At 60.8% G+C, this 11,579-nt stretch carries 12 protein-coding genes; 7 read left to right on the top strand and 5 right to left on the bottom strand.

The window, feature by feature from the left end; genetic code table 11:
- Window positions 1-318: 318 nt before the first annotated feature.
- Both LXM55_RS23610 and LXM55_RS23615 read right to left on the bottom strand, forming a co-directional pair.
- The gene (locus tag LXM55_RS23610) at window positions 319-978 is read right to left on the bottom strand and encodes a methyltransferase family protein (protein ID WP_233322580.1); all 660 of its coding nucleotides are present in this window, start codon (window positions 976-978) and stop codon (window positions 319-321) included.
- A gap of 81 nt (window positions 979-1,059) precedes the next feature.
- Window positions 1,060-1,956: a LysR family transcriptional regulator gene (locus LXM55_RS23615; protein WP_233322581.1), complete on the bottom strand. Its 897-nt coding sequence runs from the start codon at window positions 1,954-1,956 to the stop codon at window positions 1,060-1,062.
- A 161-nt stretch (window positions 1,957-2,117) separates the two neighbouring features.
- Between LXM55_RS23615 and LXM55_RS23620 the strand changes: the two genes are divergently transcribed.
- The 6 genes from LXM55_RS23620 to LXM55_RS23645 all read left to right on the top strand — a co-directional run bounded on the left by LXM55_RS23620 (window position 2,118) and on the right by LXM55_RS23645 (window position 7,302).
- Window positions 2,118-2,759 (top strand): hydrolase, encoded by a 642-nt coding sequence (locus LXM55_RS23620; RefSeq protein WP_092315577.1) that lies wholly within the window; start codon window positions 2,118-2,120, stop codon window positions 2,757-2,759.
- A gap of 120 nt (window positions 2,760-2,879) precedes the next feature.
- On the top strand, window positions 2,880-3,458 hold the full coding sequence (locus LXM55_RS23625; RefSeq protein ID WP_233322582.1) for an antibiotic biosynthesis monooxygenase: 579 nt from the start codon (window positions 2,880-2,882) through the stop codon (window positions 3,456-3,458).
- 31 nt (window positions 3,459-3,489) lie between these two features.
- Window positions 3,490-5,340 (top strand): amidohydrolase, encoded by a 1,851-nt coding sequence (locus tag LXM55_RS23630; protein ID WP_233322583.1) that lies wholly within the window; start codon window positions 3,490-3,492, stop codon window positions 5,338-5,340.
- Between the two features lie 173 nt (window positions 5,341-5,513).
- Window positions 5,514-5,828, top strand: a complete 315-nt coding sequence (locus tag LXM55_RS23635) for a hypothetical protein (RefSeq protein ID WP_232642443.1) — start codon at window positions 5,514-5,516, stop codon at window positions 5,826-5,828.
- A gap of 38 nt (window positions 5,829-5,866) precedes the next feature.
- Entirely contained in the window at window positions 5,867-6,256 is a 390-nt protein-coding gene (locus LXM55_RS23640; RefSeq protein ID WP_233322584.1) for an SCO4402 family protein, read from the top strand.
- Between the two features lie 620 nt (window positions 6,257-6,876).
- A complete protein-coding gene (locus tag LXM55_RS23645; RefSeq protein WP_233322585.1) occupies window positions 6,877-7,302 on the top strand; it encodes a hypothetical protein in 426 nt (141 codons plus the stop codon).
- Between the two features lie 203 nt (window positions 7,303-7,505).
- On the opposite strand, the gene LXM55_RS23650 is transcribed toward LXM55_RS23645, so the two are convergent.
- Window positions 7,506-7,835: a hypothetical protein gene (locus LXM55_RS23650; protein ID WP_233322586.1), complete on the bottom strand. Its 330-nt coding sequence runs from the start codon at window positions 7,833-7,835 to the stop codon at window positions 7,506-7,508.
- A gap of 569 nt (window positions 7,836-8,404) precedes the next feature.
- On the opposite strand from LXM55_RS23650, the gene LXM55_RS23655 reads away from it, so the two are divergent.
- Window positions 8,405-10,765: a DNA polymerase II gene (locus LXM55_RS23655; protein ID WP_233322587.1), complete on the top strand. Its 2,361-nt coding sequence runs from the start codon at window positions 8,405-8,407 to the stop codon at window positions 10,763-10,765.
- A gap of 6 nt (window positions 10,766-10,771) precedes the next feature.
- Here LXM55_RS23655 and LXM55_RS23660 read toward each other — a convergent pair whose 3' ends face one another.
- Entirely contained in the window at window positions 10,772-11,101 is a 330-nt protein-coding gene (locus tag LXM55_RS23660; RefSeq protein ID WP_233322588.1) for a DHCW motif cupin fold protein, read from the bottom strand.
- Window positions 11,102-11,132: 31 nt separating this feature from the next.
- A complete protein-coding gene (locus LXM55_RS23665; RefSeq protein WP_233322589.1) occupies window positions 11,133-11,429 on the bottom strand; it encodes a hypothetical protein in 297 nt (98 codons plus the stop codon).
- Window positions 11,430-11,579: the final 150 nt, after the last annotated feature.

Below are 11,579 nucleotides of genomic sequence, written 5' to 3' on the forward strand. Positions count from 1 at the left end.
GACATCGCCACCGCGGCCACAGTGCAGGGGCGCGGGAGTTGATTTGTCGAATCCGTGATACGGGCTCAGGGGGTACATCGCCGGGTGATCTCGCTGTCGAGTTCGTGGTGATTATTCTTGATAGGAACCGGGCACTGGCGGTGCGGATAAAGGGCGCCGCACGCTCAGGGCGGATCAATACTGCAAGAATCCGCCAGCCAATGTAAGGGGGGTAAAGGGCCCAAGGCCCCTGGCGAGCGCCCCTCGATCGCGGGCAGAGGCGCGTGCTAGAGCGGTGCGTCCTTGTCGGTAGAAGTGTCTGATTTTTTTTACAGCGTTTCAGTAGACACCCGGCAGCAGGCGCCAGCTGCGAGCGCAATAGTCCTCATATTCCTGGCCGAAATGCCCCAGCAACAAGGCCTCCTCGGCGTGGATCCGCGCGATCAGCGGGATCAGGGTCAGCGCCGCCAGCAGCAGCCCCAGCCCCGAGCGAAACGCCAGGGCCCAGCCCACGGCGTTCACCAACAGGCCCAGGTAACTGGGGTTGCGCAGGTGGCGATAGAGGCCGTCCACCACCAACTGGTGGCCGGGCTGGATCGCCACCAAGCCGCTGAAGCGCCGGCCGAGGATGAACACCGGCCACAGGCGCAGCACACCGCCGAGAATGAACAGCAAGGCGCCGAGCCAGCGCAGGCCTTCACCGCCGAAGGTGCAGAAATCCATGCGGTCGCTGTAGGCCGGGACAAAGCCACTCAACAGGCCGATCACCCCGAACACCGGCAGCACCCAGCGGTTGCCCTGATCTTCCCGCACGCCGCTGCTCAGGTTGACCTCGCTGGACAGCGAAGCGACCACCATCAGCAAGGTGGCGAGGGTGATCAGGGTCAGCGGTGGATGGCCGAAGAAGGCGGCGAAACCGCCAATGCCCCAGATCGCCAGGCCCAGGTAGGCGAGGGCGCCGAGAAGGCTGGAGACGGCCAGCCTGGGGGAAATTTTCATGATGAGCTACGCCAATGCCGGGAACACTCCCCTGAGTGTAGGAGCCCGCTTGCGGGCGAAGGCGCACGTCCGTCAGATGGCTCAGGCCACGGCTTTTTCAGTCAGGTGCCCCACCAGAAAATCAATAAACACCCGAGTCTTCTGCGGCACCCGTCGCGCCGAGGGGTAGACCACGTTGACGCTGATGGGCGGCGCCTGCCATTCACACAGCACCGGCACCAGGCGCCCGGCCGCCAGGGCTTCTTCGACGATGAAGTCCGGTAGCAGGGCGATGCCCATGCCGGCCTCGGCGGCCTGGGCCAGCAGGTCGCCGTTGTTGGCGTGCAGCGGCCCGGTGACGTGCACCCGCTGGGTGTCGCTGCCGTTGCTCAATTGCAGGCTGACGCCGCTTTGCAGGTAGCCGTAGTTCAGGCACTGGTGGCTGCTCAGGTCCTTGGGGTGGCCGGGCACTCCGGCCCGGGCCAGGTAGCTGGGCGCGGCCACCATGATCCGCGGCGCCGGCGCCAGCTGCCGGGCCACCATCGAGGAATCCGGCAGGCTGGCGATGCGCAGGGTGACGTCGAAACCGCCGCGCACCGGATCCACCTGCTGGTCGCTGAGCACCAGCTGCAACTCGATCAGCGGGTGCTGTTCATGGAACAGCGGCACCAGCGGCCCGAGCCGGCGCAGGCCGAAAGACATCGGCGCATTGACCCGCAACACGCCGCGCAGTTCGGCGACACCGTCCCGGGCCCGTTGTTCGGCCTCGTCCAGGGCCGCCAGCACCTCCCGGGCGTTTTCGTAGTACTCGGCGCCGGCTTCGGTCAGGTGCAGGCTGCGGGTGGTGCGCTGCAGCAGTTGCACGCCAATGGCCTCTTCCAGGGCCTGGATCTGTTTGCTGACCTTGGAGCGGGGCACGTCCATGGCCCGGGCGGCGGCGGCAAAACCACTCTCATCAACGGTGACGACGAAAGCGCGCATGCATTCGATACGGTCCATGATTGTCCCTTATTTAGAATCAATGATTCCTGATTTTAGGGAATTGTTCCGATTTCTACCAAGGCCTAAATTAGCCACCAAGCCGGACGCAACAGGGCGCAAGCAGCGCCATCAGCCGGTCATGTTCGACCCTCACTCTCTGACTGCAAAAGGAACGCGCCATGTCCATTCGTGAATTGCTCAACCCCGCCAACTCCGCCCTGATCCTCATCGACCACCAGCCGCAGATGGCCTTCGGCGTGCAATCGATCGATCGCCAGACCCTGAAGAACAACACCGTGGCCCTGGCCAAGGCGGCCAAGATCTTCAACGTGCCGAGCATCCTCACCTCGGTGGAAACCGAAAGCTTCAGCGGCTATATCTGGCCGGAACTGCTGGCGGTGTTCCCCGGCCAGCAGCCCATCGAACGCACCTCGATGAACTCCTGGGAAGACCGCAAGCTGGTGGAGGCGGTGAAGGCCACCGGGCGCAAGAAACTGGTGATGGCGGCGCTGTGGACCGAGGTCTGCCTGACGTTCCCGGCCCTGGAAGCCCTGGCCGAAGGTTATGAGGTGTACATCGTCACCGATGCCTCCGGCGGCACCAGCCAGGAAGCCCACGACATGGCCGTGCAGCGGATGATCCAGGCCGGCGCGGTGCCGGTGACCTGGCAGCAGGTGCTGCTGGAATACCAGCGTGACTGGGCGCACAAGGACACCTACGAGGCGGTCATGGGCCTGGTGCTGGAGCACAGCGGCGCCTACGGCATGGGCGTGGACTACGCCTACAGCATGGTGCACAAGGCCCCGCAACGTCAGCTGTAGGAGCCGGCTGGCCGGCGAAAGCGCTAAATGCTTTCGCTGGCAAGCCAGCGGCCATGAGCCTTAACTGTGATGCGCGGGTGCAGCCGGCGTGATCCTCCTTCCCGATGCTGGAGCCTACTGATGAACATCGAACTCACCGACGGTGTCGTGACCCTGCTGGTGCGCCACCGGATCAAGCAGGGCCAGGAACAGGCCTATGAAACCTGGCTGCGGCAGATCATCGCCAAGGCCCGCAGCTACCCGGGACACCTGGGCATCGACGTGGTCCGCGGCCACAGCGGCGGTCTCGGGCTGTTCACCAGCGTGCTGCGCTTTGCCAGCACCGAGCAGTTGCAGAACTGGCTGGATTCCGCCGACCGCCGCGAGCTGGTACAGCAGGCCCAGCACCTGCTGGCCGACGGCGACCAGACCGAAATCAACGCCGACCGCGAATTCTGGTTCACCCCCCAGGACAGCGCGGCGCCAACGCCACCGCCACGCTGGAAACAGGCCTGCGTGACCTTCCTGGTGATCCTGCCGCTGAGCTTCCTGGTGCCGCAGTTGTGGAAGCCGGTGTTTGCCCTGCTGCCCTGGCTTGGCGGCTATGTGCCGGCCACGGTGCTGATCACCCTGAGCATCGTGCTGCTGGTGGTCTACGTCTTCATGCCCCGGGTCACGCGCCTGTTCAGCCGCTGGCTGCAACCGCGCCGCGCGGCCTGATTCCTTCCCGACCTTCGTTTGGAGCAACGCCATGAAACCCAATGCAATTGCCGACCTGATTCTGTTCAACGGCCGCCTGCACACCGTGGACCGGGCCCAGCCCCGGGCGAGCGCGGTGGCGATCAAGGACGGGCGCTTCATTACCGTGGGCAATGACGCCGAGGCCATGGCCCTGCGCGGCGCCGGCACCCAGGTCATCGACCTGATGGGGCGCACGGTGATCCCCGGGCTCAACGACTCGCACCTGCACCTGATCCGCGGTGGCCTCAACTACAACCTGGAGCTGCGTTGGGAAGGCGTGCCGTCCCTGGCCGATGCCCTGCGCCTGCTCAAGGAACAGGCCCTGCGCACCCCGGCGCCGCAGTGGGTGCGGGTGGTGGGCGGCTGGAACGAATTCCAGTTCGCCGAGAAACGCATGCCGACCCTGGAGGAACTGAACCAGGCGGCGCCGGACACCCCGGTGTTCGTCCTGCACCTGTATGACCGCGCCTTGCTCAACCGCGCCGCGCTGCGGGTGGTGGGCTACGACCGCAACACGCCGAACCCGCCCGGCGGCGAGATTGTTCGCGATGGCAATGGCAACCCCACCGGCATGCTGATCGCCCGGCCCAACGCGATGATCCTCTATGCGACCCTGGCCAAGGGGCCCAAGCTGCCCCTGGAATACCAGGTCAACTCCACCCGCCAGTTCATGCGCGAACTCAACCGCCTCGGGGTCACCAGCGCCATCGACGCCGGTGGCGGCTTCCAGAACTACCCGGACGACTATCAGGTGATCAACCAGCTGGCGGCTCAGCAGCAGCTCACCGTGCGCATCGCCTACAACCTGTTCACCCAGAAGCCCAAGGAAGAACTGGCCGACTTCAAGCACTGGACGTCCAGTGTCACCTACGGCCAGGGCGACGACTTCCTGCGGCACAACGGGGCAGGGGAGATGCTGGTGTTCTCCGCCGCCGACTTCGAGGACTTCCTCGAACCGCGCCCCGACCTGCCGCAGGCCATGGAGCAAGAGCTGGAACCGGTGGTGCGCCACCTGGTGGAGCAGCGCTGGCCGTTCCGCCTGCACGCCACCTACGACGAATCCATCTCGCGGATGCTCGACGTTTTCGAAAAGGTCGACCGCGACATCCCCTTCAACGGCCTGCCGTGGTTCTTCGATCACGCGGAAACCATCAGCCCGAAGAACATCGAGCGGGTGCGGGCCCTGGGCGGAGGCATCGCCATCCAGGACCGCATGGCCTTCCAGGGCGAATACTTCGTCGAACGCTACGGCGCCAAGGCCGCCGAGATGACCCCGCCGATCCAGCGCATGCTCGCCGAAGGCATTCCGGTGGGCGCCGGCACCGACGCCACCCGGGTGTCCAGCTACAACCCCTGGACCTCGCTGTACTGGATGGTCAGTGGCCGCACGGTGGGTGGCCTGGAGCTGTATCCCCAGGGCTTGAGCCGCGACACCGCGCTGGAGCTCTACACCCACGGCAGCGCCTGGTTCTCTTCGGAGCAGGGCAAGAAAGGCCAGATCAAGGTCGGGCAACTGGCGGACCTGGTGGCCCTGTCGGCGGACTACTTCAGCGTCGAGGAAGAGGCGATCAAGTGGATCGAATCCCTGCTGACCCTGGTGGACGGCAAGGTGGTCCACGCGGCCGGCGACTTCGCCAAACTGGCTCCGCCGAGCCTGCCGGTGACCCCGGACTGGTCGCCGGTGGCCAAGGTGCCGGGGCACTGGAAACCCAACGCACCGCTGCAGAACCAGGTGCACCAATGCAGCGGACCGTGCGCGGTGCATGCCCACGGGCACCAGAAGGCGCGCATGTCCAATGTGCCGGTGAGTGACTTCCAGGGGTTCTGGGGGGCGTTTGGGTGTTCGTGTTTTGCGTTCTGAGGTATCTGTAGCGGCACGGTACGCTTGTGTTTGTACGGATTAAACACAGTCTTGACGATTCAACTGAGCCCGGACCTGGTCCGGGCTTTTTTGTATTCTGGGGCTGGCTGTTGTGGCGTGAGTGCTTGTGTGAGGCTTACTGGCTAAGTAGGAGGGGCTCAGGAGTGAGTGGATTGAACATGCGTACTGCTGGTTTTAGGGCGAGTATCAGTTTCTTGTCCCCAGATAGTGGTGGGCGTTTGACTATGCCAGAGGGTGATGGCTATGCACCTTACCTTCGTACGGACTCTCTGGATGAGGGCTTGGCGGTGCGGATAATCGGCATTCCAGAGGGTGCCAGTTTTGCTTCTCTGCTCTCTGTCGAGGTTGAACTCACCTATCATCGGTTTTTGAGTTATGGGGAGCTGCAACTGGGTCAAGGATTTTATCTGACTGAAGGTTCGAAGCGGGTTGCTGAAGGCGTTATAGAGTCCCTATTGAGGTATTAGCGGGTTCATTGCACCGGCAATATTGGTAAAAGTGGGGAATGGATATGGAGTCGTGGGTGTTTCCAAAGTTGAAATTCCCTTCAATGAGGGAGGAGTTGATTGGCTACTTGCGAGGGCTCTCAGATATTAACTACCAATATCGAGCCTGGGTTCACAGGGAGGCTTCAGATACGTTTTATGACGAACTTGATTATGCCATTCATTTTTTATTCGATGATACAGGCTTAGCAACGGATGCCCGCTCCTGGATTGGACTTGTACTGCTGGGGGAGGCAGAAGTGCAAGCGGTTGAAGATGTTGTCAGGAACATTAATGAACTGTTTCTCTTGCATGGGATAGACCTGGAAGATGCAGAGTATCTGGCAACACCGACGTGGATGAGAGTTGTCGAATCTTCGAAGGAAGCCTTGGCGGTGTTCTTGAGATAAAAAGTGTTGTAAGTTTTACGGGTGTAGAGGTTTTGCCATCTATCGTGATAACGGTCTCGTAGTGTGTAGGTGGTTTGTATTTTTTTATTTTCTTTAGGTGCAAGGTTTATTGGTGGTTGCAGGTTTTGGTTTTTAATGTGTCGGATGTTGTGAGATGAAGAGGGTTTGAAATATTTAATTAAGGACAGTCATGATGAAGAATTCCTCTCTTGTAACCTGTGACTCCTGCGGGGGCGAACTGTCTTTGTTGAGTGAGGGGCGTTGCGAAGGATTAAGGTGCTCCTGTTGTGGTTGGTCGTTGGTCACTACACGTTTTCCAGATATTGAGGTGGATGATCAGGAATATAAAGTTTTCTGTAGCGGAGACTATAGTGACCTGGCTCATGTAAGGGCAGTGTCAGAAGTGGTGAGCTGTAATTTTTTGATGTCAAGAGAGGTCCTTCGGGATGAGTCTTATTTAGTGTTTTCTGGTCCGGCAGTTGAAGTTGTAAGAGTCAAGAGGCGGCTTGAGTCTGTTGGAGTGGAATGTGTAATAAAACCTGATTTTAACTGGAGCTGATCTCAGGGTTTGATGCAAGGATGATGTGAAAATATATTAGTACTGTTGTGAAGGGGAGAGCATGGAGAGCCCGGAAGCTTTGTATGATGGTCTTTTAATCCGACCTGTTGGTGGTGGGCTTGTCGAACTGACGGGATGGTTGGTAATTATTGACTACAGATTGTTTATTGTCGCAGATGCTCATGACAAGGCTAAAAGAATTGAGTTCTTTGACTCAGCGGTTGTTTTTTCCGTGGAGGAAAAGATTTCTCCTTTGGGAGGCGGGGATAGTTTTATTTTTCATAGGGCAAAAGTTGTTGGGTGGCTCGTGGAAGCCAAGCCTCCAAAGATCAAGCCAGTGACTCTAAATGTCGAGGAGAGGACGGGTGAGGTTGTTTCTATTGATCTTGAGAGTAAAAGTAGTAACAAAGCTAGGTATGACGAATTTCTCAGGCACAGAGATGTGATCTCTTCTGTCGATTGGCTCGATTTCTACAAGAAAAATTAGTCCAGAAGAGAAGGTGCGCCGTTATTAGGTCTAGCGGTAGTGCTGGGTAGATCCCGGATCTGTCGTGTGATTCTCTTTGCCGACAAGCAAGCCCCCTGGGCAGAGATTCGAATAATTTGAGTTAATAAAAAGAGGCGCTCTGAAGAGCGCCCCATTTTTGTTGTTGTATCAAAAAATTTTAATCAGCTAATTGACCGCACTACTCAACAAAACCGATCAATAACCCGAACTTCCGATTTGTCCCGCAGCGATTGCCATTCGGCTTTCAGGGTCTCCAGTACCCGGCCGATGAAATCCTTGTCGGCGGCGGCTTTCTTGCCGACGTAGCCCTGGCCGCGGCGGTACATCTTCAGGCGGGCCGCGAGTTCCCGGTTGCTCTGGTCGAACTCTGCTTCATGGCGATGGGGCGACAGGCAGTCGATGTGCACTTGGCCCGACTTGGCAATCCACAGGATGTGGCTGTCGTGGCTGTCTTTCTGTGCGGCGAACATACGTGCCAATTCATCAATAGTGGGTTGATTATTAAGATTCATTTGTAGCCCCCTTGACCATTTATCGATCTATCTAAGTTGATTCGCTAATTCATCTTGCTACGTCGGTAAGTTGAACCCTGATACCGGAAACAGGGCGACAGAGGGTGTCTGTCGGATACAGATAAGGCCCAGAGCCTGATGCGTGTAGTTGCCTTGATTAACTGCTACGCAATAGCGTCACAACGAAGAGAAGCAGCGTAAACCTGGATGAAGCTGCCGACATTCCCACCATCGGCCACAAGCATCTTGAAGAGTTTTCGCTGGCTTCCGGTCCTTGTACTGGACGATCAATGCCAGGTCAGTTTCATCAATCTGCCTTGTGGGCAGTACACATCCGGGTCACAGCTCGGCGGTCAGACGAGCTTGCTCATATCACCTTTGCCTCGTCCCCCGATCGGGGAGACGTCTGCATCATGCAAGGGCGAAATCCTCTCGTCAACGGTTTTGTAGTGAAATTTTTCAAGCACTACATATTGTCTGACAAAAGCCGGAAAGCCATTATCCAGCCACCCCAATGCAGGCCTGGGCAGGTAGAATCGGCGCCTTGAAATGTTCCTGAGGTTGCAGTGGTGGATGTACAACAAGGCTTCGTCCTGACCCGGCACTGGCGCGACACGCCGGCGGGCACGGAAGTCGAATTCTGGCTGGCCACCGATCAGGGGCCGCGGCGGATCCGCTTGCCGTTGCAGACTTCCGTCGCCTTTGTCCCGGCGGTGCAGCGTCCCCAGGCCGAACGCTTGCTGGCGGACGACCCGGATGTCGAGCTGCGCCCCCTGCAACTGCGCGACTTCCATCAGCGCCCGGTGCTGGGCCTGTACTGCCCGCAGCACAATCAGCTGATACGCCTGGACAAAACCCTGCGCCGCGCCGGAGTCGAGGTATTCGAGGCCGATGTCCGGCCGCCCGAGCGCTACCTGATGGAGCGCTTCATCACCGCGCCGGTGTCTTTCGGCGGCCTGCCTGGGCCCGACGGTCTGCTGCTGGAAGCGCAGATGAAGGCGGCGCCGGACTACCGCCCAACCCTCAAGCTGGTGTCCCTGGACATCGAGACCAGCGAACGTGGCGAGTTGTACTCCATCGCCCTGGAAGGCTGCGGCCAGCGCCAGGTGTACATGCTCGGCAAGGCCCGGGAAGACGACAGCGCGGTGGATTTCGACCTGGAGTTCTGCGCCAGCCGCGAGCAGTTGCTGCAGAAGCTCAACCAATGGCTGGCCGACCACGACCCTGACGCGATCATTGGCTGGAACCTGGTGCAGTTCGACCTGCGGGTGCTCCACGAGCATGCCCGGCGCCTGGCGGTGCCTCTGCGCCTGGGACGTGGCGGCGAGGAAATGCAGTGGCGCGAGCACGGCAGTCGTACCCACTATTTCGCCTCGGCCGCCGGCCGCTTGATCATCGACGGCATCGAGGCTCTGCGTTCAGCGACCTGGAGCTTCCCGTCCTTCAGCCTGGAAAACGTGGCTCAGACGCTGCTGGGGGAGGGCAAGTCGATCGACAACCCCTACCAGCGCATGGACGAAATCAACCGCATGTTCGCCGAGGACAAGCCGGCCCTGGCCCGCTACAACCTCAAGGATTGCGAGCTGGTGACGCGGATCTTCGCCAAGACCGAGCTGCTGACCTTCCTGCTGGAGCGGGCCACGGTCACCGGGCTGCCCGCCGACCGCAGCGGCGGTTCGGTGGCGGCCTTCACCCACCTGTACATGCCGCTGATGCATCGCCAGGGTTTTGTTGCGCCCAACCTGGGCGAACTGCCGCCCCAGGCCAGCCCCGGCGGCTTTGTCATGGATTCGCGGCCCGGGCTCTACGAGTCGGTGCTGGTGCTGGACTACAAGAGCCTGTACCCGTCGATCATCCGCAGTTTCCTGATCGACCCGGTGGGCCTGGTGGAAGGCCTGCGCCAACCGGACGAGCAGCATTCGGTGGCGGGTTTTCGCGGCGCGCGCTTCTCCCGCACCCGGCATTGCCTGCCCTCGATCGTGACCCGGGTCGCCGAGGGCCGCGAGGTGGCCAAGCGCGAGCACAACGCGCCGCTGTCCCAGGCCTTGAAGATCATCATGAACGCCTTCTACGGGGTGCTGGGTTCCAGCGGTTGTCGCTTTTTCGACCCGCGCCTGGCGTCCTCCATCACCCTGCGCGGCCACGAGATCATGGCCCGCACCCGGCAGTTGATCGAAGCCCAGGGGCATCAGGTGATTTATGGCGATACCGACTCGACCTTCGTCTGGCTCGGCAGCCTGCATGACGAGGAGCAGGCGGCGTCGATCGGCCGTGCGCTGGTGGCTCACGTCAACCAGTGGTGGCGCGAGCATCTGCAGCAACAGTACGGCCTGGAAAGCGCCCTGGAGTTGCAGTTCGAAACCCACTACAAGCGCTTTCTGATGCCCACCATCCGCGGCGCCGAGGAGGGCAGCAAAAAGCGTTACGCCGGCCTGGTGCAGCGCGCCGATGGCAGCCAGGAGATGGTCTACAAGGGCCTGGAAACCGTGCGTACCGACTGGTCGCCCCTGGCTCGGGAGTTTCAGCAGGAGCTGTACCAGCGGATCTTCCACCGCCAGCCCTACCAGGACTATGTGCGCGACTACGTGCAACGCACCCTGGGCGGGCAACTGGACGACTTGCTGATCTACCGCAAGCGCCTGCGCCGCCCGCTGGATGACTACGAGCGCAACGTGCCGCCGCATGTCCGCGCCGCGCGCCTGGCTGATGACTACAACCGCGAGCAGGGTCGCCCGTTGCAGTACCAGAACGGCGGCTGGATCAGCTACGTGATCACCCTGGCCGGCCCCGAGCCCATGGAAAACCGCCGCGCCGCGATCGACTACGAGCACTACCTGACCCGGCAATTGCAGCCAGTGGCAGACGCCATTCTGCCGTTCGTGCAGGACGATTTCAGCACCCTGGTGGGTGGCCAGATGGGGCTGTTCTGAGGCGCTTCAATCGACCACGAACAGCTTGGCCCCCAGGGGGCTGAACGAGCGATGCGGCTCGGCGTTGTCCGCCACCTGGTAGCTCATGCCCGGGGTCAGCACGAAGCGCCGGCCGTCCTCCAGTTCGGTGTGCAGCTCGCCTTCCAGGCACAGCAGGATGTGGCCCTTGGAACACCAGTGGTCGGCCAGGTAGCCCGGGGTGTATTCCACCATGCGCACGCGGATCGCGCCGAACTGCCGGGTGCGCCAGAACGCGCTGCCGGTTTCGCCGCGATGCTCGGTGGGTTCGATGGTCGACCAGTCGGTGGTAGCGAAGGGGATTGCGCTGATGTGCATGGGCGGCTCTTGAGGCTGGAGAAAAGGTTGTTCAGTCGTCGACGGCTTCGCACAGACCGCTGGCGCCGTGCTTGTCGGTGTACTTCACGGTCACCGAATCGTCTTCCTCGACGCTGATGGACAGGCTCATGTCCGCGGTCTTGACCTGGAAATGCCGGTCATCCACGGCACTGCTCTTGACCTGTTTGCCATTGATATAGACCGGGCCGCCCTGGTCGGCACTGACCGCCAGATTGCCCGGGCAGGAGACGTTGAACAGCGGAATGCCTTCGGCGTGCGCCGAGCCGGCGAGGAGCATCAAGGTGCCTAGAAACAGGATTTTGCGCATCACAGACTCCTATTGGAAAAGGGCCGCGCGGCCCTGGTTCGGTGTTTAGCCTATCCCTTGGCGCCACCTCGTGCGAGCGGAATATTTACCCCGTGCCAGAGCGTTCCGGGGCTTTTGTCGGACAAAAAAAACCGTGGACGCTCAGTTGAC

This window comes from Pseudomonas sp. Au-Pse12 (assembly GCF_021341665.1).
In the GTDB taxonomy this organism is placed as follows: domain Bacteria; phylum Pseudomonadota; class Gammaproteobacteria; order Pseudomonadales; family Pseudomonadaceae; genus Aquipseudomonas.